Source organism: Paenibacillus sp. GCM10028914, from assembly GCF_042666275.1.
Taxonomy (GTDB): Bacteria; Bacillota; Bacilli; order Paenibacillales; family Paenibacillaceae; genus Paenibacillus_AQ.
The window spans coordinates 29,690-55,962 of the sequence record NZ_JBHTFO010000009.1 but is presented as its reverse complement, the minus strand read 5'-3'; the positions used below and the strand labels follow the sequence as shown (position 1 = coordinate 55,962).

Sequence of the window (26,273 nt, the reverse complement as noted above, 5' to 3'; positions counted from 1 at the left end):
TGTAACGGTCATAAGAAATGTCAAAAAGGCCGTAGCTGATGCCATAGTAAGCCGTAATCTTGCATGTTAGGATGGATCTAATAAAGATACAAATTTACCTGAAAAGGAGTTTCTTTATGGAAAAGCCTAATATGATTTACATTATAACGGATGATCTTGGTTATGGCGATTTAAGCTGTTATGGGGCGCAGCGGTTCCAAACGCCTCATATTGATCGACTGGCTGAAGAGGGCAGAATGTATACGGATGCGCATGCATCCTCCGCTGTATGCACTCCGTCTAGATATGGATTACTGACAGGTAGATACTGCTGGCGAGGTGAAATTAAGAGCGGTGTTCTGTATGGACATGATGCATCCATTATTGAGAAAGGGCGTAAGACGCTGCCCTTGTATCTGAAAGAGCACGGTTATGAAACCGCTTGCATTGGGAAGTGGCATTTAGGGATGGATTGGGCATGTGTAGATGAATCACCCGATAAGTTCGATTACAGTCAGCCGATTCAGAACGGACCGATATCATGCGGATTTGATTATTATTTTGGGATATCAGCTTCTCTTGATATGCCGCCGTACTCTTTTATCGAGAATGATCGGACGGTTGGAATACCGAGTATCCCGAAAGATCCTGAGGACTTCAGTCAGCGAGGACGTGGAGGCTTGATGGTTCCAGGATGGAGAGACGAGGATGTAAACAAGACATTAACACATAAGGCGCTTGAATTTATTGAAGGGAATATGGGACATGCTCCGTTCTTTCTGTATCTGCCCTTAACAGGTCCGCACACGCCGTGGGCACCGAGCGAATCGTTCCAAGGAAAGAGTGGGATCGGACCTAGGGGCGACTTGATCCTTGAGATCGATGATACCGTGGGCCGCTTAATACATTTACTTGAAGCGAAAGGCATTCGGGACAACACTTTGATCGTCTTTACAAGCGATAACGGTCCTGATCCGTTCCGCGAGGAGATCACGGTTCATGGTCATGATCCTTCTGGCCATTTGCGTGGTCAGAAGGCAGATATCTGGGAAGGGGGGCACCGTGTTCCCTTTATAGTTAGCTGGCCTGGTCAAATTCCTAGAGAGACGACCAGTCATGAGGTCGTCTGCCTGACCGATTGGATGGCAACCTGCGCTTCTATCCTGGAAGATGAATTACCGGACGATGCGGGAGAGGATAGCATAGATATGCTGCCGGGTCTGCTCGGAGAAGGTTCAGGTAGTCCACTGCGGCAATCGGTCATACTCCAATCCTATGACGGTATGCTTGCACTTCGCCGCGGCGATTGGAAGTACATTAGGGGAGCAGGCGGCGGTGGATTCGACCAGAAGGGACGAGGCATTATTGGTATACCGCATACACCGGATCTTGATGTGCACGCAGGAGATCCAGAGGAGCAACTGTATGATATTCGGGATGATATTCGGGAAACAACGAATCGATATAGCGAATATCCGGAGCTTGTTAGCCAGCTGAGAGATGAGCTGGAACAGCTGATTGCAGCGGGTCGAACAAGACCTGCACGTAGTGCTATGAAGTGAACTAGACCTTGATACATACACATAACTTAACTAGCCACTAAAGGAGAAATAGCAATGAAAGACAATCAAGCGAGCACGACACGTAAGCCGAATGTTGTATTTATTATCGCTGATGATCATCGTGCAGAGGCAATTGGGGCATTCGGTAATGATGTGATATCTACACCCGTACTGGATGCATTGGCAGCAGAAGGGACGTCATTTGGAAATACACATATTTTTGGCGGTCTGACCGGAGCGGTGTGTGCACCGAGCCGTGCATGCGTAAATTCGGGAATGTCAGTCTTTAATGCCATGATCGGCAGAGATGTGATGTCATGGGATCATAGTGTGATCATCAGGCCAGATGTACCGCTCATGCCTCAGGCTATGCGGGCTGCAGGGTATCATACGCATGCAATCGGCAAATGGCATAACGATAAGGGAAGCTTTGCCCGCAGCTTTGTTGGCGGCGACAAACTGTTCTTTCATGGTATGAGCGAGCACACGGAGGTTCCGGTTCAGGATTTTGATCCAAAGGGTGAATATCCTTTAGAGAGGCAGTATGTGGAGCATACCTTCTCAACCGAATTATTCACGAACGCTGCTGTTCGTTTCATTGAAGATTATAAAGAAGAAGAGCCGTTTTATTTGTACGTGGCTTATACGGCGCCTCACGATCCTAGAACATCACCTGAGCCTTATGCGAGTATGTACGATCCGAAGGATATTCCATTACCTCACAATTATAAGGATAAGCATCCTTTTGATACCGGAGATATGACAGTCAGAGATGAACATTTAGCAGCTCTCCCAAGGAATGAGGATGAGATTCGTCAGCATATTGCGGATTATTACGGGATCATTACTCATCTAGATACGGAGATTGGCCGAGTGATTGCAGCACTGAAGGCGAAAGGGATTTATAAAGATACGATCTTTGTATATACCGCGGATCATGGCATTGCGATAGGGCAACACGGCTTGATGGGCAAGCAGAACATGTATGAACACAGTGTTCGAATTCCGCTCATCGTGAAGGGACCGAAGGTCAGGGCAGGGGAGAGGGAGCTCGTGCCGGTCAGCAACATCGATATTTTTCCGACGGTTGCGGAATTATGCGGTATTCAAATCCCACCGGAGGTGGAGGGAATTAGCATGGTGCCTAGCCTTATCGGCGATACCTCTGCTGACTTGCGCCGCGTCGTATGCTCTGTCTATCGCGATGTGCAGCGTATGGTGACAGATGGAAAATGGAAGCTCATCCGGTATTATTATTCACCGGCTACGGATACAGGAGTTAATCGTCTGCAGCTATTTGATTTAGAGACGGATCCATGGGAAACGAAAGATTTGTCAGGAGAGGTAGCGCATGCCGAAGTGATAGAGCGGCTTGCCGCTGAGCTGACGATCTGGATGCACAATCATAACGACATATTGCAGGATGAACCGGTGTTATTACCCGAGATGTAAAGTGCGAAAGGATGGGAATTTCTAATCATGAAACAACCGAATATTGTATTTATCATGTCTGATGATCATGCTGCACATGCCATGAGTTGTTACGGGAGTAAGGTGAACACAACACCGAATATTGACCGGATTGCAAGTGAGGGTATTCGTTTCGATAACTGCTTTTGTACGAATTCGATATGTTCGCCGAGCAGGGCCGCTATTTTGACGGGAAAGTATAATCATCTAAACGGAGTAAAGTCGATAGATGAGCATTTCGACGGGAGACAGATGACATTTCCGAAGCTTCTTCAAGAAGGCGGCTATCAGACAGCTATGGTTGGCAAATGGCATTTAGGGCATGGCGGGAATGCTGATCCTACCGGATTCGACTATTGGAATGTGATTGTAGGACAAGGTGATTATTATGATCCGACATTTATTGAAATGGGACAGCAGAAGCAGTATAGCGGTTATGTGACCAATCTGATTACAGATCATTGTCTGGATTGGCTGGAGAAGCGGGATGAGCGAAAACCCTTCATGTTAATGTGCCATCATAAAGCGCCGCATCGACCGTGGGTACCGGATGAGAAGCATCGGCATATGTATGCGGATGTTGATATCCCAGAGCCAGATACCTTCTATGACGACTATGCAACACGCGCACAGGCAGCGGTTGAAGCCAATATGCGTATTGAAGATATGCTGGAGAGTGACACAAAGGGGAAGCCGCCAGAAGGATTGTCTTTGATTGAGGAAAAGCGATGGAAGTATCAGCGCTATATGAAGGATTATCTTCGCTGTGTTGCGTCCATTGATGATAATGTCGGCAGGCTGCTCGATTATCTGGAAAGCGAAGGTCTTGCAGAGGATACCATTGTTATTTATACGTCCGATCAGGGCTTCTTCCTTGGCGATCATGGCTGGTTCGATAAGCGGTTCATGTACGAGGAGTCGCTCCGGATGCCGTTTGTTGTTAAGTATCCGCGCAGCATCAAGCCTGGTTCGGTAACGGATGCGATGAGTCTGAATGTGGATTTTGCACAGACGTTTCTGGATTATGCAGGCATCGCAGCTCCTTCTGATATGCAGGGGCATAGCTTGCGCACTGTGCTAGAGGGCGCCACACCGGATGACTGGCGAACGGCAATGTACTATCGGTACTGGATGCATCTGGACGACCATCATAATGTATATTCGCATTACGGCATACGCACGCGCCAATATAAGCTGATCTATTATTACGCGGAAGCATTAGGAACGGCAGGCTCCAAGGATGAGAATAGACCGCCAGAATGGGAACTGTTCGACCTTGCGAAGGATCATTATGAGATGAATAATGTGTACGGTAATCCGGACTATGCGGAGATTGCGGAGCAGTTAAAGGAAGAGCTTGCCTCACTGCAGCGAGCTGTGCTCGATGAGCCGGTGGAGCAGATTGATTAGCGGCCATGGCTGGTATGTGGTATAAGATGCTTTGGAATTTGAAAAAGGCGACCTGCAAGGGTCGCCTTTTTATTAGTAGAGGTGAGCACAATTACCGACTCTCAAGCTCGCGTTGGAAAGCGACGATCCATTCACCTTGGACAGCCGCATATCCAGTATCCCCCTCCACTACGAGACCGAACAAATTCTTCACATCAAGATATTCCTTACGTTCACCGTTATCGAATTCCAAGGTGATGTAGTAATACGTTCTGGAAGAATTATGAGAATGCATCATGTCGTTATGGTTATGGTGATTGGAATGATTACGAACCTCCATACGCTTGGCGATAACTTTTGCATACAGGGATGTTTGGGGTGATGTGGCATTTTTGACATGCCGGGCACCTCTTGAAATTGCACCAATAATAACAATGACGAACACAATAATAATGATTATGGGGATAAGTGTGAACATGAAATCAAATCCTCCACCGAAAGACGGCCCTTGGGATATCATGGGTGAAATTCCTCCTATTATTCTTCTGATTGATTATATGTACGGTAAACCGGGTCATTATGTTTCGAAATATGGAAAATAAAGAAAGAGGGATCTCCTCATGAGGAGATCCCTGCTGTTTGTATTGCGCCGTACACGAATGCGATATTCGATTAATTCCAATGGCCAGCTTGCTCAAGTTTCTTTTTACCCTTAAATGCTGCGATGATGAGGAATATGTTAATGATAAACATAACCGCAATCGCGTAGAGGACAGAAGAATAAGAACCTGTTAAATCATAGATATATCCATAACCAGGTAGAGCGACAATCCCTGCTACAGCCAAGCCTAACGCTACGTTCGCATAAATCTGACCGTATTCTTTATTGCCGAATAGAGCAGATGTGAGCAAGGGACCAAGGGTTCCAATCGAAGCTACGACAAATCCAAATATCACCGTAGCAATCTGGAACATGACTGGATTGTCAGCAACAGTTATTAGAATCGTGACAGGAGCTAGACCTAGTACCATGGCGAAGAGTGCTGTATTTCTCGCACCAATTTTATCTGTTAGGTATCCGAAAGCTAGAGCCCCGATTAACGCACCGAACATCCATCCAGCCATGGCATTTCCTGAAAATTTAACATCATAACCGAGTCCGTCTGCGAAGGTTGGGACGTGTTGAGCGAAGCTTCCGATCGCTGTGATAAAGAAGAAGAATACAATCAACGCATAGAGAGCCGAAGATTTCTTGGCTACAGCTAGCGAAACGCCCTTTTCTAGAACCGGTGTATTCGATACTGTGTCTTCGTTTACTTCATCTGCACCGTAAGGCTGCAAACCTTTTTCTTTAGGAGACATTCTGATCGTGAAGAATACCACCGGGATAACGACCGCCATAACGAGTAATCCAATGATGATATATGTGTTTCTCCAACCCTCACTATCAATCAAGTTACCTACCATCGGTTGAAGTACTGCCCCGAATCCACCAGATACAGCCATCATAACACCGATCATGAGACCTTTATTCTTTTTAAACCAATTGTTAATGAGTACGGGTCCAGCCATCTGGGTAAGAAAGACAGCACCGATGGACATTGGAATAGAGAACAAATACCAACCCCATACCGAATTCATGAAACCGAACATTGCAAAAGAACCTGCTTGCAGTATAACGGCACCAATCAGTAACATCCGTATATTGTATTTAGCAATCATCTTACCGGCGATCGGTAAGAATATCATGGTAACAATGGAGGCAATACTAAAATATAACGTTAAGCTCCCCATACTAATACCTAAATCTTCTGTAACAGATGGTAGGAATAAACCACCTGCGCTATTCAGTCCACCTCTTGTAAACCCGACCATTAATGAAGCACCTATTAGAATCCACCAAGCCCAGTGGAATTTTTTCTTGTTGTTGTTCATGCTGTCTCCTCATTTCCTTGTTAAGTGCATTTATGTGATTTTTTATCAGGGTAGGATTGCTTTCTAGCACAAAAGCAATCCTATTTAATTCATTAACGTAGTTTAATAGATCCGCCATCAACCATGATGGTTTGACCTGTAATATATGAAGAATCTTCACTTGCCAAGAATACAGCAACACGACCGATATCCTCTTCCAGTTCACCCAGTCTTCTTAAAGGAATCTTAGCTAGCATACCTTGATAGTACTCGGGGTTTGCTTCTGCCCATTGAACCATTCCAGGAGATTTAGCGATTGGAGAAATGATGTTTACATTGATACCGAATGGACCGAATTCATTGGCTGCTACGCGAGTCGCTGCACGAATCGCTTCTTTGGCAACTGCGTATGAAACTTGATTAACGTCTCCATTAATACCAGCACCAGAAGCAAAGTTGATGATATTACCTTTTGTTTCTTTCAGGTAAGGGAATGCAGCTTGCATCAAGTAGAATGTTGGATAGAATCCAGTGTTGAAAGATAGATCGAAATCTTGTTGTGTAGTGTCCTGGATCGAGTTCATTCGGGATGCATGAGCGTTGTTTACTAGGATATCGAGTTTTCCATAATGTTTAACAACTTGATCCACAATACCAGCTAGCTTGTCATGTTCAGATAGATTGGCTTGAATGAACATCGAGTCAGGCTGGTATTCTTGCAGTTCCAATATGCTTTGGTTGCCCAACTCTTCATTCAGGTCGATAATAACGACTTTGGCACCTTCTTTAACGAAAGCCGTTGCCATTCCTTTACCAATACCGCCAGCTCCGCCAGTAATAATCGCTACTTTTCCGTCTAGTTTTTTCATTGTAGTAATCTCCTCTGTGATATATGGTAAGGTTCATTTAAATGCATATTTTCTAACTATTAACGCTTGGTTCGTACTTGTTTGAGTGGGGGAATATTACCTCTAAATAGGTTTCTTTCCTGTTCCCCAATGGGTGAGCGCAACGTTCATTGAAGTACCTCCTGAGCGGAATCATAATTTACTTTTTAATATTTAGTTACTTTATGTAACCATCTTACATTATGTATTTATATGTGTCAATCTTGTGAATAAAAGAACTTATTTAGCTGCAAAGAGAAGGTCATAGAAGCCGTTTAAGCAGTTCAACGATTCACTACAATTTCAATTATTGGAAGCGGGATGTGTGCTATATCTCATATGTGTATAAGGGAAAGGGAGGTAAAATGTTATAGTGGTAAACGTCTAATGCGAAGTTAATATTTTTTTATATAAAAAAGAGATCTCCTCGAAAGGAAATCTCTATTTGTATTAGTTCCACTCGCCTGCTTTTTCGAGTTTTTTCTTACCGTTGAATGCAACGATAAGAAGTACGATGTTAATCACTAGCATAACGGCGATAGCATATAGTACGGGATTATAAGAATGAAAAGCATCAAAAACATATCCGTAAGCTGGCAAGGCAACAACCGATGCAACTGCCAAACCTAGAGCTATATTCGCATAAATCTGACTGTATTCTTTATTACCGAATAATGCAGATGTGAGCAAGGGCCCTAATGTTCCGATCGATGCAACGACAAATCCGAATATAACCATAGCAATGGAGAATATCGTAGGGTTACTTGCTGATGTTATTAACATCACAACAGGAACTAAACCAAGTATCATAGCAAAGATTCCTGTGTTTTTCGCACCGATTTTGTCGGTTAAGAAGCCAAACGCCAAAGCTCCGACTAATGCACCAAACATCCAACCAGCCATTGCATTACCTGCGAATGTGCCGCTGTAACCTAGTTCTTCTGTTGCGTAGGTTGGAATGTGCTGTGCGATACAACCAATAGCAGTAATAAAGAAGAAGAATACAATTAGTGCAAAGAATGCAGAGGATTTCCTTGCTGCTTTAAGTGTAACTCCTGTTTCTAGTGCGGGTGCTTTGTTTTCTTGTTCTTCATTAGTTACTTCATCTGCTCCATAAGGTTGTAAGCCTTTCTCTTTTGGAGACAATCTGAGGGTAAAGAATATAACTGGAATAATGATAACCAGGACGCCTAGTCCAATGATGAAATACGTGTTTCTCCAGCCTTGGTTAACAATTAAGCTACCAATAATCGGTTGAAGTACAGCGCCTAATCCACCAGATACAGCCATCATAATACCGATCATTAATCCTTTATTCTTTTTAAACCAGTTGTTGATGAGTACCGGACCTGCCATTTGAGTCATGAATACCGCACCGATGGCCATAGGGATCGAGAACAAGTACCAGCCCCATACCGAATCCATGAAACCGAACATAGCGAATGAACCTGCTTGCAATACAGCTGCAACAATTAATAATGCTCGTAGATTGTATTTAGCCATAAGTTTACCGGCGATTGGCAAGAAAACCATCGTAACAATAGCAGCAATACTGAAATAAATCGTCAAACTTCCCATACTAATACCTAAATCATTTGTGATTGGTGATAGGAACAAGCCGCCGGAGCTATTAAGACCGCCTCTTGTTAAACCAACCATGATTGAAGCGCCTATGAGTATCCACCAAGCCCAGTGGAACTTTTTCTTGTTGTTGTTCATGTTAACTCCTTATTTAGCCTAAAGGCATATATAAATTTTATATATTGATATAAATTGGGAATGCTCTCTAGCACAGGGCATTCCTATTTGATTTTAAATTAACGCAGTTTAATGGATCCACCATCAACCATAATCGTCTGTCCAGTGATATAATCGGAATCTTCGCTAGCCAAGAATACAGCCACTCGTCCGATATCCTCTTCAACCTCACCTAATCTTCTCAAAGGAATCTTAGACAGCATGGATTGATAATATTCTGGGTGTTCTTCAGCCCATTGAAGCATACCAGGGGATTTAGCAATCGGAGCAATGAGATTAACATTGATGCCGAAAGGACCAAATTCGTTTGCTGCTACGCGGGTAGTCGCACGAATTGCTTCTTTAGCAGCCGCATAGGAAACTTGATTAGCATCTCCATTAATACCAGCACCAGAAGCAAAGTTGATGATTTTACCTTTTGTTTCTTTCAGATAAGGGAAAGCTGCTTGCATGAAGTAGAATGTTGGGTAGAAGCCTGTGTTGAAAGAGAGATCGAAATCTTTTTGTGTTGTTTCTAAGAAAGGTACATTTCGGGAAGCGTGAGCATTGTTTACTAGGATATCGAGTTTGCCGTAATGTTTAACGACACGATCCACAATACCTGCTAGTTTGTCATGCTCAGTGAGGTTAGCTTGGATAAAGAGACAATCAGATTGATATTCTTGCAATTCTTTAATCGTCTGATTACCTGTTTCTTCATTAAGATCGATAATGACTACTTTAGCGCCTTCTTTAACGAAAGCCGTTGCCATGCCTTTACCGATTCCGCCAGCTCCACCTGTAATAATAGCTACTTTTCCTTCTAGTTTTTTCATAGCTGTGAGCTCCTTTTTGTAAAGATAAATGTATTCCGTTAAATATCTAAAATGTAAACGCTTTCACTTGATTAAACCCATAGTAAAACTGATTAAGGATTCACCCAAAAATGAAACCAGCGGGTTTTAATCCAATCATACGACTGAGCGCAATTTTCGTGTCGGCACTTCCTGAGATCATACCAAGGACACTTTAGATATATTAGTTACTTAACGTAACCAATATTACGCCTTTTATATATATGTGTCAATCTTGTGAATTAAAGAACTTAGTTGAGAGTTCTTTTCAGGAAGATACTGTATGATATAATAATATACGGATATTTTTTATTCCTGAGTTACCAATGATACCCATATAGACTGTAATTCTTATCGTCTGGAGGTGTTCGAAATGACTGAAGAGGACAAGAAACATGAATTGTACAAAAAAGTAGAGAGATGTTACGAAATATTGTGTAAAAAGTGGATGGGCTTAATCATCCATACCTTAATGACTGAACCGAAAAGGTTCAGTGAAATTCATGTTGCTATACCTGATTTGAGCAAGCGAATGCTAAATGAGCGGATGAAAGAACTAGAAGATTGTGGACTTGTATTACGAAATGTAATCACAGATCGCCCCGTCAGGACAGAGTATTCTTTAACTAGGATGGGAAATGAGTTAGGAGCTTCACTTCGAACTGTCGAAATGTGGGCTAAGAAATGGTTGTAATGCATATATAATTGCATAGTCGCAGGATTCGTTCCTGCACAAGCCCATAAAAGCAAAATATTATGGGCTTTTTTTATTTGGGAGTGAGGGGTTGTGTCTTATTTCGCGATTATTTTTCCTTCATTAGGTTTACAATACCCTTAGATACGGTTTAGTTAACAACCCATAATAAGAGGTGTCCGTAATGTGGTATTCAAAATCGCAAGAAGAGGTCCTTCAGAACTTAAAAGTAAGCCCTGACGCAGGTTTAACCACTGAAGAAGCGAGAGCCAGATTAGATCAGTATGGTCCAAACCAACTGAAGGGCAAGCCCAAGAAGAGCATGGTCGCCCTGTTCTTTGCACAGCTAAAAGATATGCTGATCTATGTACTCTTGGGTGCAGCTGTAGTCACCGTGATCGTTGGTGAATTCATGGACGCTATCATCATTCTCGCCGTCGTACTGCTTAATGCGGCTATCGGTGTGTTCCAGGAACATAAGGCGGAGAAAGCAATAGAAGCGCTGCAACAAATGACAACACCTAGATCACTTGTCAGGCGCGATGGTGAAGTGAAAGAGATCGATTCTGTGGAGATCGTTCCAGGAGATATCGTCATCTTAGACGCCGGGAGGTATATTCCTGCAGATTTAAGGCTATTGGAGAGTGCTAACCTTCAAATTGAGGAATCTGCTTTAACTGGTGAATCCGTACCTTCGGATAAAGATGCTAGCGCGCTTCTCGAAGATCCCAAGACACCTATTGGTGACATGTCTAACATGGCCTTTATGTCTACCCTCGTTACTTACGGAAGAGGGGAAGGTGTGGTAGTAGGTACTGCTATGGACACAGAAATGGGTAAAATCGCTGAAATTCTTGACGAAGATACTCAGCAAATGACCCCACTGCAGAAGAAATTAGAGGAACTCGGCAAGACTTTAGGATTTATTGCGATTGGCATCTGTGTGCTTATTTTTGTTATCGGCCTCATTCAAAAGAGGGATCTGTTCGAGCTGTTTCTGACAGCGATCAGTTTAGCGGTAGCAGCTATTCCGGAAGGTCTGCCGGCAATCGTGGCTATCGTATTAGCGCTTGGTGTGACAAGGATGTCCAAGATCAACGCGATTGTGAAGAAGCTGCCGGCTGTTGAGACTTTAGGTTCCGTCAATATTATCTGTTCCGATAAAACAGGCACACTGACACAGAATAAGATGACAGTGGTGAAGTACCACACCGCGACTCCGCTAGGTGATGAACCACCTGTAGAACTCATTAAAACCTTTGTATTATGTTCAGATGCTACCTATGAGAACGGACAGGGGACCGGAGATCCTACGGAAGTCGCTTTAGTTGTGTACGGACAAGAAAACAATATTTCAAAAAAATCTCTTGAAGCTGAATATAAGAGGGTATCCGAAAAGCCATTTGATTCCGATCGTAAGCTCATGTCCACCTTGAATCAGACACGAAAGGGATATCGTGTACATACCAAGGGAGCCATTGATCAGCTTCTGAAAATCTCCACTTCTGCAGTCGTAAATGGAGAGGTTGTGCCTTTGACTGAAGAGTTGAAGCAGCAATATGTGAAAGCAGCAGAAGACATGTCTGATGAAGCTTTGAGGGTATTGGCTGCGGCATTTAAGGATACAGACGTTCTTCTGGACCCGGATGAAATGGAGAAAGACCTTACGATACTTGGATTTGTAGGCATGATTGATCCACCAAGACTTGAAGTTAAAGATTCTATCCGGGAAGCGAAAAGGGCAGGTATTACGCCTGTGATGATCACAGGGGATCATAAGAATACGGCTGTCGCTATCGCAAAAGAGCTGGATATTGCAACATCAATTGAGCAGAGTATGACAGGTGCTGAGATTGATGAATTGTCGGAGAAAGAGTTTGAAGAGAAGATAAAACATATTAGAGTCTTTGCACGCGTCTCGCCAGAACATAAGGTGAAGATCGTAAAGGCTTATAGGGCACAAGGAAATATCGTTTCCATGACAGGCGATGGGGTAAACGATGCTCCTTCATTAAAAAATGCTGATATTGGTGTTGCTATGGGTATCACGGGAACCGATGTATCCAAAGGCGCAAGTGACATGATATTGACCGATGATAACTTCACGACGATCGTTCATGCGATCAAGGAAGGGAGAAACATCTATTCTAATATAAGAAAGACAGTTACCTTTCTGCTGGCGTGTAACTTCGGCGAGGTTGTTGCGATCCTTGCATCCATTCTGTTCTTCTGGCCTCTGCCGCTTCTTGCGACTCAGATTCTTTGGATCAATCTGGTGACAGATACATTACCTGCGATTGCACTTGGTGTTGATCCAGGCGAACCGGATGTGATGAAGAAGAAGCCTAGAGATCCTAAAGAGAGCTTCTTCGCAGGGGGCGCTGCTCTGAATGCCGTACTTGGAGGAATTCTGATCGGTTCATTAACGTTATTCGCTTTTCATTTGGGATTACAGGAGTACGGGTATAGCTTAGGTTCGGATGCTATCCCTGATGATGCGATGACTTATGCACGAACCATGGCCTTTGTTGTCCTTGCGGCTTCCCAGCTGTTTTACGCTTTTTCGAAGAGAAGTTCAACAAAATCCATCTTTCAAGTTGGATTGTTCTCAAATAAACTGCTGGTTGGTGCTGTGGTTGCAGGTTTACTTCTGCAATATATTTCGATCAGCATTCCATTCCTGGCTGAAGCATTTAAGGTGCAAAATCTTCATCTGGCCGATTGGCTGCTTGTCATTGGATTAGCGTTAATTCCGCTTATTATCAATGAGGTTATTAAAGTATTCGTACGAATGAACAGAACGAAGGAAGCGTGAGTGACAAAAAGCAGGGGTATTCCAAACAGCTAATTCATAGCCTGCGGGATACCCCTTTTTCATGGTACATTAGGCGGTTAAAGTGTAGCTTGTTTCATTGACAGAATACGGCAGTAGTGATATCCTCAATCAAATAATGAGGGTAATCCGCCCTGAATTTATTTAAGAATACCTATGCAAAGAAGCTCTTCGATTGAAGGGTTTTTTCCATTTCAATAGAAAAGAATGTGATGACTTGAAACAGTCCATTTTACGAATGAATGGCTTTCTGGAGAAGCACTTTTCGGGGGAGTCGATGGATTACAGGCAGATATTTGCTCTGTTTCTTCCGATTTTGATCGATCAGGCTTTTATTGTCGGACTGAATCTGGTCAATACCGCTATGATCAGTTCGTCAGGAGTGGGAGCGGTCAGCGCCGTAAACATGGTTGATTCGCTGAATATTTTTTTGATCAATGTGTTTGTAGCCGTCGCGACCGGGGGAACGGTTGTGGTAGCACAGTATAAAGGAAGCGGCAATGACCAGATGGTATCCCGGGCTGCGGCCGGAACGGTAACATCGGTTGCCCTGATGGCTCTGGGAATCGGTTTGTTGATCATGGGATTACATAACCCTGTGCTCCACATGTTGTTTGGTTCAGCTTCACCTGACGTGTTGGAGAATGCACGTGTGTACTTGATCGGAAGTAGTGCCTCTTATGTAGGCATCGCCATCGTTCAGGCAGTTTGCGGGGCCTTGAGAGGTATTGGGAAGACCCGGGCGTCTCTGGTTCTTTCCTTAACGATGAATTTGATATATGTTGTGCTTAACGTGGTGTTCATCAACTTTATGCAGATGGGTGTGTTTGGGATGACACTCGCTGTAAATATCGCCCGGTATGTAGGGGCGTTTTGTGCTCTTTATTACTTATTCAAAGTGGATATTACATTTCATCTGCGTGTTCGCGATCTGTTTCACATTTCTCTGTCGATGCTGCGTAAGATTATGTTTATCGGTCTTCCATTTGCAGCGGAGCAGATGTTCTTTAACGGTGGGAAGATATTAACTCAAGTATTTATTGTTAGCTTGGGCACGTATGCTATAGCGACGAACGCGATCGCTTCCTCTCTCGCTAGCATGTTTCAAGTGCCGGCAAGTGCGTTATCGTTAACCGTTGTCACGGTTGTTGGACAATGCATCGGACGGGAGAATATTGCAGATGCCCGAAAGTTTATTAAATCTTTTCTCTGGCTGGGCTCTTGTTCGCTGGCTGTGATCGGTTTAATCTTAATGCCATTGTTCCGGCCGCTTGTAGGTATATTTGATCCTCCTGCCGAAATTGTGAATGATATTTTCTTGCTTCTACTTATCACCACTATCGTCCAGATCGCACTGTGGCCGATCAGTTTCATTCTACCTTCCGCACTTCGGGCGGCGGGAGACTCACGGTTCACTTCCCTTACTTCAATGATGACCATGTGGATGTTCCGGGTCGTGCTAGGTTATGTGCTGGGTATTGTGATGGGCATTGGAATACTCGGCGTCTGGCTTGCGATGAACTGTGAATGGGGTGTCCGTGGAGTAATCTTCTTGTGGCGCTTCCGAGGGAAGAAGTGGTATGCACATAAACTTATTTAATCAACAGAACCCAATCAAATAACTGCCAAACAAGCTGGTTCCTATCTTAACAGGAACCAGCTTGTTTTTGTTGATGTGATGTCATATGACAACAATCATGACAGCACTCACTATTTGCCGGACGCACATTATCATATATTTAGGAGGTTAATCTTAGGCGATATCCAATGTTATACTTGATAGAAATATATTTGGAAAATTGTAACATGGAATTGCTCAGTTAACGTTCTGGCTATATTTATGCTAGCGGGGGAGTTGCATCTTAATGATCGAAATGCCGGGTTATCAAATGTTAGAAGTTATAGGCAAGAGTGAAGAGATTTATATATGCAGGCTGCTCCGCCATGAAGATGGTCTAATCGTACTCGCAAAGACAACATGTGAAGAGTATCCTGGCTCTGATATGATAGATGCTTTTCGTTACGAGTACGACTTGCTGACTAGACTTGAGGGGCGAGGAACGGTAGAAGCATATAGCCTAGAATATGTTGCGAATCGGCCTGTCCTGTTCTTGCACGACATCGGGGGAAGCACATTGGAATGGATACTGAGCACGAATGCTCACTCTTTAGGGCTACCGGATCGGTTAAGTATCGCTGCCGCTGCAGCTGATTGTCTAATGCAGCTCCATCGCGAGAACATTACACTACATGAAATAACTCCTTCTTCACTGTTGGTTAATCCGAATACACGTGAAGTGAAGTTTATAGATATCCGTTTGAGCACAACAGACCTGAGCAAGAGTCCCTTATCGATGTTAAGTGGTCGGCCGGACTCTGTCCTGCCGTATATATCACCGGAAGAGACGGGGAGAATAGGGATAACGCCAGATTTCAGATCGGATTTTTATTCTCTTGGTGTTGTTTTATACGAATGGTTATCCGGGAGTTTACCTTTCGATCCCCAGGATGCAATGGATATTGTATATCATCATCTTGCCATTACACCCGATCCTCTTCATCGAAGGTTTCCTTCTATACCTGAGTCGGTGTCCGACATTATTGATAAATGTATGAAGAAGATGCCTGAGAAAAGATACGCGAGTGCATTCGGAATGAAGTCGGATCTGGAGGAGTGTCTAACCAGATGTGTTAATGGGGAAGTGAACTCATTTACCCTTGCAAGCCGTGACACTTCAGAACAGTGGTCATTTCCAGAGCATTTCTATGGTCACCAAGCAGAACAGCAAAGTCTGAGAGATGCGCTACAGAGAGTCTCGAATGGTGCTGTAGAGGTGGTCTGGGTTCGAGGTAAGGGGGGGATTGGAAAAACCTCATTAGTAAAGGAAGTGTTTCAAAAATCACGACCCTCTGACAGTTTTTTTGCTATGGGTAAGTTCGACAGCCATCATGGCGTACTCCCATATGATATATGGATTCAAATCATGGAAGAATTGATTACTCAACTGCTCATGCAAAATAAGATCCAGGCCGAAGTCTGGAAGCTTCGTATATTGAATGCGGTTGACGGTTTGGGACAGCTGCTTATTGATCTGGTTCCGAAACTGGAATTGTTTATTGGTCAACAGCCATCTGTACCGCAACTGCCACCTGCTGAAGCTCAGCGGCGTTTGCACCTTCTGATGAACCGATTCATCCAACTGTTTCTTCACGAAGAGCATCCGTTGGTTTTATTTATAGATAATCTTCATTGGACTGATGAAGCATCGCTTCAATATCTTGCTTACCTTCTAGAGGACCGGGAGACCAAACACTTGCTAGTTACTTTAACATATCGAGAGGAGGAGATTACAACTCATCATCCTCTTCATCGTCTCGAGGTACATCTAGCAGAACACAACATCGTGATGAGCAGCATTCCACTGAAAGCTCTCGAACTTCCTGATCTGAAGCAACTATTAAGAGATGCTATGTATGGTAGGACAGCAGAAGCGGAAGAGCTTGAACAACTGGAGGAATTGGCAGCCGTATTGCAGCATAAGACAGAGGGGAATCCTTTTTTTCTAAAACAATTTCTGCAGGATTTAATAGACGGCAAACAAATCGTCTTTAATGAATCGAGTCGATGCTGGCAATGGGATTTACAACTCATTAAGGAAATGAGTGTTCCGGATACCGCTGCTGCTTACCTATCGGATAAATTAAAGCTTTTTCCGTACCGAACTGTATATGTGCTTAGTCGAGCTGCAGTATTAGGAACCCGATTTGATCTGGAAATGCTCTCTCATATCACCGGTAATCCTCTCCACGAACTTGAGGAGGTGTTACGCATTGCAGTACGTGAGCATTTACTTCAACCAGTCAACAGGGGGAATGACGAACCTCATTCCTATCAATTCCAGCATGATCGTATTCAGCAGGCAGCCTATGCCCTCGTATTTGAAGCGGAACGTCCCGACCTGCATTTGCGAATTGGGTTACTTCTGGCACAACGGATCCCAGGGGGACAGAATACGAATTTGTTTGAAGCGGTGAACCATTTGAATCAAGGATGGGCACGAATAGATCTTGCCGAAGAGAAGCTGAAAGTAGCGGAGTTAAACTTACGAGCAGGTTTGAAAGCGAAACATCTAACTGCATATGAAACATCACTTGGATATTTAAGAAACGCTACAGAACTGCTTGGGGAAGATCGCTTTGAAGATCACTATTCACTAGTCTTCCGGGCTTTTCGAGAACGGGCTGAGGTAGAGTATTTATGCTCACATTATGCGGCAGCTATTGAGTTGTTTGATTTGCTGATTAGCAAGGCCAGAACCAACTTGGACCGAGCAATTGTGTGTACAATGAAAATCCAATTGGAATCAGCCTATGATAACTATAAAGAAGTCATTTCCTTAGGCCGACAAACCTTGGAGTTATTGAATATAAGTCATAACTTTGATCCAAGTTCATTTGAACTGACACTTCAATGGCTGCGTTTGAGTCGGAAAATAAAAAAATATTCTATCGATTCCCTTGCTGATCTGCCGCCTATGAACGATGAGGCTCGTAAAATAGCGATATCCGTACTGGTTCACACAGGTAATGCTTGTTTTTTCACGAACCGTAAAGCCTGGCTCTCTGCCAACTTTACGATTGTCGAATTGACGCTGGATCACGGCTTGACGCCGGAGGCTTCGATTGGGTTTATTGGATATGCCATGTTCTTGTATTATCATTTTCGTCAGTACGAACAAGCGTATCAATGGGGGATGCTTGCCTGTCGTGTATCTAAACCTTATCCCACGTTGTACGTAAAGACCATTTCTGCATTTACCATGTGTTACGATAGCTGGCGTCGTTATGACCCTACAATGTTTGAGACATTTTCGGAGTATGCCGGTAAGGTGGGATTAGAATCCGGAGATTTGTGGCACAGCAATCAAAGTTTGTTGATTAATTGTGCAGCACTTTTGCAATTTGGTTATCCACTTGGGCAGATTTATGAACGAATGATTGCACACTCGGACGATCTTCTTCGAAACTATAATAGTCTTCATTGGAAGCAGGCTACGGTGCTTGTCGCTCTGCTTGTACGGTTGACTGGATACCGTGCACCAGATGATCCATTTGAGATCGAAAGTGTAACGAATGAGGAATTTGCTCATTTGGTTCATGGCGATGAGTTTCGAATAATAGAAGAGCTTGTCTGCTCATTTCAGTATGTGCCTGGTTATTTGTTTGGTCAGTACCATGAAGCTAATGAAGCTTTGAAGAAATCTGCTGCGATCTTAAAGACACGGGAAGGATACAATGAATACACCGTTCAATATGCATATGAATCGCTTGTGTGGACTCAGCTTTATGAGGATGCAACAACTCAAGAACAAAGCGAGTATAGAGCGAAATTGCGTAAACGTATAAGGAAGATAAAGCAGTCTTCTGACCGTTGCCCGGAAAATTTTTTGCATAAATATTTGCTGATCAAAGCGGAAATCTCAAGGCTAAGTCAAAAGAATCGTCAGGCAGAAGAGTTGTATGAACAATCGATTGAGGCTGCCCGTAAGTATGGTCATATTCACGATTTAGCGATGGCTGCAGAGTGTTACAGCAAGTACGGCCTTCGTAACGGAAAGATGCAGATTGCGAGAACTTACATGACTGAAGCATACGAAGCTTATCTAAAGTGGGGAGCGACCGCGAAAACGGCGGATCTGGAGCAAAAGTATGGTCATCTTCTGAGTACCAGACGTGAATCGGGCTTAGAAAGTGTCGATTATCTCTCTGTTGTGATGTCCGCACAAGCATTATCGGGAGAGATGGAGATGAGCAGCCTATTGGAAACGTTGATGCGCATTATGCTTCAAAATGCGGGAGCGGACTCTGGAGCGCTTATTTTCCAACAAGGGGATGGACTGGTTATTGAAGCTTATGGTTCAGCAGAGGAGTTGTACGTGAAGTCAGTCCCTGTGGAACTAGAGCCTGACTTGGTTCCTGCAGCTGTTATTGCATATGCAGCAAGAACTAAAGAGGAAGTTGTGCTCCATGATGCGTCTAGAGAAGGGAGTTTTGTACGGAACGCGTATGTTAAGAAAAAAGCTTTGAAATCAGTTCTATGTCTCCCGATTATGCATCAGAAGAAGCTGATCTGTCTGCTCTATATGGAGAACAAGCTGTCCACAGGGGTGTTTACTCCAGAGCGTCTTGATGTATTGAAATTACTCGGCTCACAGTGTGCGATTTCGATCGAGAATGCCAGACTTTATTCGGGGATTCAACAGCTTAGCAATAATCTAGAAGAACAAGTTGAAGAAAGGACACGGAGTCTAGAGCGTTCTATGCGTGAGACGTCCGCTGCCTTGGCTGAGGTTTCTGTATATGAAGAGCGAAACCGGATTGCTCAAGAAATACATGATATTGTGGGGCATACACTCACATCGACAATCCTTCAGATTGAAGCGGGAAAAAGACTGCTGCAAAAGGACCCGGTGAGTGCTAATCTGAGGCTGAAAGAAGCACAGGACCTTGTCCGTCACAGTTTGAATGAAATCCGCGGATCTGTTCATATGCTGAAACAAGATAAATATGCCGATCTTGGACAGATGTTGAATCAGTTGATGCGTGATGCAGAGCGGAACACGGGAGTTATTATCCACACGACCATTGATGATCTTCCTGATTTGTCAGCAGCCTATAAGAAGACGATTTATCACGCACTTCAAGAAGGGTTGACCAATGGAATAAAACATGGTGGGAGTGAAGAGTTCAGCTTTAGTTTGAAGCTCGACCAGTCAAGCTTGCAGTTCAGGCTTGAGGATCGAGGAACGGGTACGAGTCATGTCTCCATGGGATTTGGATTAAATACGATGAAAGAACGTGTGGAACACCTGGACGGCAGCTTATCCATCAAGTCACAGCCTGGTCAGGGCTGTATCTTAAGCATCGACCTGCCGTATCCTATGCGATGGAGTGGGGATAGGTAATGAGAAAGATTAAGATTGTAATCGCTGACGATCAGATGTTGACGCGCGAAGGGCTTCGAACGATTTTGGATTTGGAAGATGATATTGAAGTCGTAGGCGTAGCCAAGAACGGCGAAGAAGCTTGTGAGCTGGTGGAAACGCTTAAACCAGACCTGGTGATGCTTGATATCCAAATGCCAATTATGGATGGGATAAGTGCACTCAAACGGATTAAGATTAGCTATCCTAATATATTTATTTTGATATTAACGACTTTTATTGAAGAAGACTATATTGTTGAAGGCATGGCGAATGGAGCAAGCGGCTATATGCTGAAAGACATGGATACGGATAAGATGATCGCTTCGATTCGAGATACCGTATCGGGTCAATTCATTCTTCCGGCAACCGTTGCGGCCAAATTAGCGGGAAGGTTGAATCGTTTTACTGATGATTATGCCCATTTCCAGAAAACGAATCTGAACCGAATGAAGTTAACTGAGCGGGAAGAGGAGTTGGCACATCTTATTATTCAGGGACTGAATAACCGTGAAATCGCAGATACATTACACATAGCCGAAGGGACAGCCCGTAATTATATCAGTAATCTTTATGGGAAATTAGAAGTGGTTGACCGGGCACAGGCGATTGTACGTCTGCAGGCCATAATGGGATAGACGTAGTAACTCAGTTACTCGTAAGCGCGAGAAAACCCGACCTGATCAGGCCGGGTTTTCTGCATTTTATCGCAATGAACTCGTTCATCCCCACATCCCGATCAGCAGGATGCCGCAGAGAATAACAATGGAGCAGGCAATTCGCTTTACCCCATGCTGCTCTTTCAGAACGAGAATGCCAAGGAAGGTAGCAAACACCGTTCCAGTTTCACGCAGGGGACTAATTTGGGCCATTTGGGCCTGCTGCATGGCAAAGAGAAATAATAAATAAGATCCCGGATTCAAGATAGCGCCGAGTAAGATCGTGGGACGGTTAGCCTGCCATTCCTTCCTAACAGCCTTGGACCTGAGAACCAAGGGAGTCAGGCCTGCTACAAAGCCAATGTTCGTCACTTCCAGCAATGCGAGTGGAGAAATATGCTGCAGATTCAGCTTATCGACAAAGACATAACTGGTCGTACACAACCCGACACATAGCGCCATGATGAATGGCTTTAAACTTTGCCACCGCGTTCCTGGACGGATGCTGCTTGATCCTACCCCACTTAAACCGAAGAATCCACCCAGCATACAGATGATTCCGATCCATCCGAAAATGGATAACGATTCATGAAGAAACACAACCCCAATGATCGGTACGAGTAAGGTGCTAGTTCCTCGCATAATGGGATAGATCTGTGATAAATCGCCCAGCTCATACGTTTGGGACAAGAGCCAGGAGTAGATAGCCTGAAGGATAACCGACACGAGTAACAGAGCGTATGCACTTGGAGTTAATGGATTTTGCCATAGTTCTATGATTAATGTTGGTAGCAGCAGGACGGTGCACATCATCATAATCATCCATAGAAACACGCTCTTGTTCAGGCTCTTCTTCGTAAAGAGACTCCAGACCGCGTGAGCCATACCAGATGCGATAACGAGAAGAATAGGTAGTAACATGATCCTCGTTTAAACGTTAACTGCGGTGCCTGGGTGATGAATCGGTTGTTCTGTAACAACCGAGCCGTCTACTAGTCGCAGCCAAGTCTTAAAATCGGATTCTCCTGCCGTCAGTTGGATCATGCGTGCTCCCCGCAAGAGACCTTCTTTACCGTAGGTGTTGTAGCCGCTTGCCCGTCCGTAGCAGAGGCGTATTCCATGCAATGTGCCTTCAAAATCGTTGATGTGATCATGCCCGCAGAATGTACCTTTAACATCGCCCATCTCGACCATAGCTGCAAACAATCCGGAGTTGATGACAGGACAACAAACCGCTTCGAACTTGTTCCCGTAGCAGACCTGTGTATCCCATACTTCTTGATATTCTGGAATTGGAATATGGAAAAAAGCTAGAGCAGGTGTTTTGCTTTCCCGATCCGGTGGATTCAACCGAGCCGATTCGCTCGTTAGCCATTCAATTTGATCCCGGCGTATCCAGTTGTAGCCTGGAATATGCTGAAGAGGGGTGTAATCGCCTGAATCTAAGAAATACAGATTGGCAGCTGGATTTCCTGTAGAGTCAACGAGTTCAAGCACATAATTGCCTTCACCTGTAATTTCATCTGGTCCAGCTTCTATGACAGCATGCGGATGTGAAGCCGCGATTTGGAATAATTCTTTGCGAGTGATTCCGCTCCCGTGCTCGGTATCATGATTGCCAAATACAGTGGCCCAAGGAATACCCTTTTCTTCCACTACTGCTACGGCATCACGAAAAGCTTGCTCCGGATTTTCGCATCTGACATTGCCAGGGGAGACTCCACCTGTATATATAACATCTCCTGTGAAAACAACGAGATCCGGTTGTTCTAAATTCATTGTGATCTCCATTAATTCACGGGTTTGTAGATCCTCGGCTCTCCCGTCCATATAATGTAGATCGGTAAATTGCATGATTTTAAATGTCCCGTCTTGACGAAAAGATAACTGGCGACTCATTTTCGCTTCCCCCTTGGGTTCATGTTAGTTATGTAGTTGATTTTTGTTGTATTGATGTGGTTTTGTGTTGATTGTATTCCCAGTTTACTAATCTGTCAATTCATTTTTACATTGGGTTTACATTGCTAAATATAGAAGTTTGACAGAAAACTATACAGAACGATAAACTGAGTGAAAACAACAAAAAAACACACAAACACAATAAGAATGAATAAACATAACAGGGGGAATCAGGAGATGTCTCTAACCTATGAGGAACGCCGGCAAACGATTCTTGCCCAGTTAAGTACAGAGGGCAAAGTGCAAGTGCATGCACTTGCCAATATATTTAACGTCTCGACTGAAACGATTCGTCGTGACCTGGATCGACTCGAGAAAGAAGGAAGGCTGCGCAAGGTGTATGGAGGAGCGGTACAGACACGTTCCGAATGGATTGAGCCGACTTTTCTAAAGAGATCTGAAATGTATCGCAGTGAAAAACAGGCAATTGGAAAATTAGCCGCTTCTCTTGTCAAGGAAGGGGAGACGGTTATTCTGGATAACGGGACGACGACCTTGGAAATTATGCGTCATCTTAAGGACCGGGCTGATGTTACGGTCATCACCAATTCCGTTCCCATACTGGCGTGTGCGCTGGAAGAGTTTAAGGGAAGAATTATATTTGCTGGCGGTGAAGTGAATATAAACTATCAAGCGGCAACAGGAGCGATTGCCCATCAAATGCTGGATCAGTTTAAGGTAAACAAAGCGTTTATTTCAGCAGGCGGAATATCGCTCTCAGAAGGTATTACTGAATACAACCTGGATGAAGCTTTATTGTCGAGAAAAATGATGTTAAGAACGGAAGAAGCTATTCTCGTTGCGGATCATTCGAAATTCGGCGTCACCACGTTTGCCCAAATTGCACCGATTGAGCAAATATCCATGATTATAACGGACTCAGGCTGTACCGAGGAATGGGTCGAGGCGTTAAATAAGCTGGATGTTGAGGTTTTGCTTGGGGAGTAGGATTAGTACAGTATTGAAAGAAGAGGATGTTTTATAAATGTAAGAGAGATAGATTCTCTATCTTCAAAGGATTCAAAAGTTTTAAGAACAGGCGGTACAGGAGGCAATTCCTGCACCGCCTTATTATCATCTCGGTTAATTGTTGCTATTTACTTAAGGGAACTCTTTAATTGTATTTTTAAATTTGGGATATGCACGGACCAGCGGAGAGGACAAATCGATTCCGGAGAAGCGATAGCGGTCGCATTTGCTACCGAAATTCTTCCTTTAAGGATTAATTCGAGAAATTAGGGAGCAAGAGCGATTGGAGGAACGATTTGTACTTGGAGCATCACACAACAGACGGAAGTTGAAGTCGAAAAGTATCAAATATACAAGAATGAAATCAAAATTTACATGGTTAGCCTAAATATCTTGATATACCATTAGGGAGGAAATGGATGTACTCACGCAGCATACATGGGAGGCTAACGATGGTGAATATTGAGAAGAAAGCTATTTTTTATCCGAATTTAGCAGGTTCAAAGGCCTATCGCATTCCGTCGATGATTACGACAAGTAAAGGGACCATTATCGCTGGGATTGACGCCAGAATAGCGGATCATACGGATAATCCTAATGAGATTGATGTATCGATCCGGCGAAGTGAGGATCATGGAGAGACGTGGGGACCTGTTCAGAAGCTGGTGCAATACGCTGGTGAAGGATTGAATGGGGCAGCTGCCATTGATACAGCGCTTCTAGAGGATGAAGAGACTGGAACACTAATGATGATATTCAGCCATACGCCTGGAGGCATTGGATTACATGCCAGCGAACCGGGTATTGGGTTTGATCCCGTAGGGCGCAGACAGTTGTATGACCCGAATGGTCAACTGTATCTGCTATCGGAGAACGGTACCGTCACTGACTCCGAAGGCAAGCCAACTCCTTATTTTGTAGATCGCGAAGGTTATGTATTCCATGATGGTGAAGCCAGAGGGAATATTTATTATAAACGAGGGATTGATCCTCAGGAAAGTTTGCTGGAGGCTCGAACTTCATTTTTACAGATGATACAGAGTGATGACGATGGGTTAACATGGTCCGAACCTAAAGAACTGAACTTGATGATAAAGGAAGAGTGGATGCGGTTTATAGGAAGTGGACCGGGTCGCGGTATACAACTGAAGAATGGGGAGAAAGCGGGGCGTTTGGTATTCCCAATCTATTTTTCGAATGAAGGCAGGCATTTGTCTTGTGCTTGTATTTATAGCGATGATCACGGTGTTACTTGGAAGCGCGGTCATTCTCCGAACGATGGCAGGCAGTGGAACGGTGAAATATTAACTGCCCAGACCATTTCGGACGGCAAACAGTATTTGACCGAGTCGCAGCTCATTGAACTTCCGACTGGAGAGCTTACATACTATATGAGAAATCACTATGGGTTACAGAGAACAGCAGTAGCTTCAAGTAACGATGGCGGGGAGACTTGGGGCGAGATCACGTTTGATATGAACCTCGTGGACCCGATTTGCCAATCTAGTGTTATTCGATATCCGGATACAGGAGATGGTAAGGTGAGGCTCTTGTTCTCGAATCCGAACGATGAAGATCATCGAGTTAAGGGGACGGTTCGGCTTAGTGAAGACGGAGGAACAACGTGGTCTTACAGCAAGGTGATTGAGGAAGAAGGGTTCGGTTACTCCTGCTTGACGGTCTTGAAGAACGGGGAGATCGGTATTCTATATGAACGTGTCTATGATCCCTCTGACTGGAACAATATGGACATTCAATTCGCGACATTTACACTGGATTGGTTGAAATCATAAGAAGAAGGGACTGCTATGTGTGCAGTCCTTTCTTTTCTGAGCTGCGACGCGATTAATGAGGGAGGTAGAGAAGCAATGATTCTAGGTAAAATAAACGATGCGAAGAAATATAAATTTGATCATCCAGCACTTGAAAGCGCAATGAGAGATATGATGCAGAACTTACATGGAGCGGCTCCTGAGGAGAGTTCATTCAAGAAGAACGCTGCTGTTTTTACGACAACTTCAAAGATAGAGAAACGCTACGAGGCACACCGGAATTATATTGATATTCATATTGTGGTGGAAGGTAAAGAATATGTAGAGGTGAGTCATGTCGATAATTTAGTAAACACGACAGCATATGACTCAGAATCGGATATCTGGTTTGGTGATGTGACAGCGAACGCTAAGTTTTGCGGTTATTTAGAGCCAGGGTATTTTCTGATCTGTTTCCCGGAGGATACCCACTTGGTTGGCGCACATGAAGATAAATCTCAAGAGGTTAAGAAAATCGTATATAAAATAGCTGTGTAAACGGATCACTCTGCAAACAGATTGAAGTAACAACGATGAGGATTGCTGTTATATAGTTATTAAAGGGACCCGAGC

At 44.0% G+C, this 26,273-nt stretch carries 19 protein-coding genes; 12 read left to right on the top strand and 7 right to left on the bottom strand.

The features are described from left to right. Positions 1–116 precede the first annotated feature (116 nt). Genes ACFQV5_RS08900 through ACFQV5_RS08890 form a run of 3 tightly spaced genes read left to right on the top strand, consistent with a single transcriptional unit; the run spans position 117 to position 4,421 of the window. Positions 117–1,541: a sulfatase family protein gene (locus ACFQV5_RS08900; RefSeq protein WP_379245792.1), complete on the top strand. Its 1,425-nt coding sequence runs from the start codon at positions 117–119 to the stop codon at positions 1,539–1,541. A gap of 54 nt (positions 1,542–1,595) precedes the next feature. Beyond that, positions 1,596–2,993: a sulfatase family protein gene (locus ACFQV5_RS08895; RefSeq protein WP_379245790.1), complete on the top strand. Its 1,398-nt coding sequence runs from the start codon at positions 1,596–1,598 to the stop codon at positions 2,991–2,993. Positions 2,994–3,020: 27 nt separating this feature from the next. Continuing rightward, the gene (locus tag ACFQV5_RS08890) at positions 3,021–4,421 is read left to right on the top strand and encodes a sulfatase family protein (RefSeq protein ID WP_379245788.1); all 1,401 of its coding nucleotides are present in this window, start codon (positions 3,021–3,023) and stop codon (positions 4,419–4,421) included. A 91-nt stretch (positions 4,422–4,512) separates the two neighbouring features. On the opposite strand, the gene ACFQV5_RS08885 is transcribed toward ACFQV5_RS08890, so the two are convergent. Continuing rightward, positions 4,513–4,920, bottom strand: a complete 408-nt coding sequence (locus tag ACFQV5_RS08885; RefSeq protein ID WP_379245786.1) for a DUF2500 domain-containing protein — start codon at positions 4,918–4,920, stop codon at positions 4,513–4,515. Here ACFQV5_RS08885 and ACFQV5_RS08880 point away from each other — a divergent pair. Then, entirely contained in the window at positions 4,877–5,002 is a 126-nt protein-coding gene (locus ACFQV5_RS08880) for a hypothetical protein (RefSeq protein ID WP_379246225.1), read from the top strand. The genes ACFQV5_RS08885 and ACFQV5_RS08880 overlap by 44 nt on opposite strands. A gap of 70 nt (positions 5,003–5,072) precedes the next feature. Here ACFQV5_RS08880 and ACFQV5_RS08875 read toward each other — a convergent pair whose 3' ends face one another. From ACFQV5_RS08875 to ACFQV5_RS08860, 4 genes are all read right to left on the bottom strand, one after another. After that, positions 5,073–6,335 carry an MFS transporter gene (locus ACFQV5_RS08875; RefSeq protein ID WP_379245784.1) on the bottom strand — a complete coding sequence of 421 codons (1,263 nt, stop codon included), beginning with the start codon at positions 6,333–6,335 and terminating at the stop codon, positions 5,073–5,075. 92 nt (positions 6,336–6,427) lie between these two features. Beyond that, complete coding sequence (locus ACFQV5_RS08870; RefSeq protein ID WP_379245781.1) at positions 6,428–7,183, bottom strand: SDR family NAD(P)-dependent oxidoreductase; 756 nt, start codon at positions 7,181–7,183, stop codon at positions 6,428–6,430. Between the two features lie 468 nt (positions 7,184–7,651). Then, positions 7,652–8,920: an MFS transporter gene (locus tag ACFQV5_RS08865; protein WP_379245779.1), complete on the bottom strand. Its 1,269-nt coding sequence runs from the start codon at positions 8,918–8,920 to the stop codon at positions 7,652–7,654. Between the two features lie 98 nt (positions 8,921–9,018). After that, positions 9,019–9,774 (bottom strand): SDR family NAD(P)-dependent oxidoreductase, encoded by a 756-nt coding sequence (locus ACFQV5_RS08860; RefSeq protein ID WP_379245777.1) that lies wholly within the window; start codon positions 9,772–9,774, stop codon positions 9,019–9,021. 391 nt (positions 9,775–10,165) lie between these two features. Between ACFQV5_RS08860 and ACFQV5_RS08855 the strand changes: the two genes are divergently transcribed. The 5 genes from ACFQV5_RS08855 to ACFQV5_RS08835 all read left to right on the top strand — a co-directional run bounded on the left by ACFQV5_RS08855 (position 10,166) and on the right by ACFQV5_RS08835 (position 20,940). Beyond that, a complete protein-coding gene (locus tag ACFQV5_RS08855; protein ID WP_379245775.1) occupies positions 10,166–10,486 on the top strand; it encodes a winged helix-turn-helix transcriptional regulator in 321 nt (106 codons plus the stop codon). A gap of 184 nt (positions 10,487–10,670) precedes the next feature. Next, a complete protein-coding gene (locus tag ACFQV5_RS08850; protein WP_379245773.1) occupies positions 10,671–13,301 on the top strand; it encodes a cation-translocating P-type ATPase in 2,631 nt (876 codons plus the stop codon). Between the two features lie 256 nt (positions 13,302–13,557). Further along, positions 13,558–14,919, top strand: a complete 1,362-nt coding sequence (locus ACFQV5_RS08845; RefSeq protein ID WP_379246191.1) for an MATE family efflux transporter — start codon at positions 13,558–13,560, stop codon at positions 14,917–14,919. Between the two features lie 265 nt (positions 14,920–15,184). After that, the gene (locus tag ACFQV5_RS08840; protein WP_379245771.1) at positions 15,185–20,284 is read left to right on the top strand and encodes an AAA family ATPase; all 5,100 of its coding nucleotides are present in this window, start codon (positions 15,185–15,187) and stop codon (positions 20,282–20,284) included. Next, positions 20,284–20,940 carry a response regulator gene (locus tag ACFQV5_RS08835; protein WP_379245769.1) on the top strand — a complete coding sequence of 219 codons (657 nt, stop codon included), beginning with the start codon at positions 20,284–20,286 and terminating at the stop codon, positions 20,938–20,940. Before ACFQV5_RS08840 ends, ACFQV5_RS08835 begins: the two co-directional genes overlap by 1 nt. A gap of 84 nt (positions 20,941–21,024) precedes the next feature. Here ACFQV5_RS08835 and ACFQV5_RS08830 read toward each other — a convergent pair whose 3' ends face one another. Further along, entirely contained in the window at positions 21,025–21,882 is an 858-nt protein-coding gene (locus tag ACFQV5_RS08830) for a DMT family transporter (protein ID WP_379245767.1), read from the bottom strand. Between the two features lie 9 nt (positions 21,883–21,891). Further along, positions 21,892–22,860 carry a metallophosphoesterase family protein gene (locus ACFQV5_RS08825; protein WP_379245765.1) on the bottom strand — a complete coding sequence of 323 codons (969 nt, stop codon included), beginning with the start codon at positions 22,858–22,860 and terminating at the stop codon, positions 21,892–21,894. Between the two features lie 237 nt (positions 22,861–23,097). Here ACFQV5_RS08825 and ACFQV5_RS08820 point away from each other — a divergent pair, with 237 nt between their 5' ends. The 3 genes from ACFQV5_RS08820 to ACFQV5_RS08810 all read left to right on the top strand — a co-directional run bounded on the left by ACFQV5_RS08820 (position 23,098) and on the right by ACFQV5_RS08810 (position 26,198). Further along, positions 23,098–23,868 (top strand): DeoR/GlpR family DNA-binding transcription regulator, encoded by a 771-nt coding sequence (locus ACFQV5_RS08820; RefSeq protein WP_379245763.1) that lies wholly within the window; start codon positions 23,098–23,100, stop codon positions 23,866–23,868. Between the two features lie 473 nt (positions 23,869–24,341). Beyond that, positions 24,342–25,682: a sialidase family protein gene (locus ACFQV5_RS08815; RefSeq protein WP_379245761.1), complete on the top strand. Its 1,341-nt coding sequence runs from the start codon at positions 24,342–24,344 to the stop codon at positions 25,680–25,682. A 75-nt stretch (positions 25,683–25,757) separates the two neighbouring features. Further along, positions 25,758–26,198, top strand: coding sequence for a NanQ anomerase/TabA/YiaL family protein (locus tag ACFQV5_RS08810; RefSeq protein ID WP_379245759.1), 441 nt, complete (start codon positions 25,758–25,760; stop codon positions 26,196–26,198). The last annotated feature ends 75 nt before the right edge of the window (positions 26,199–26,273 follow it).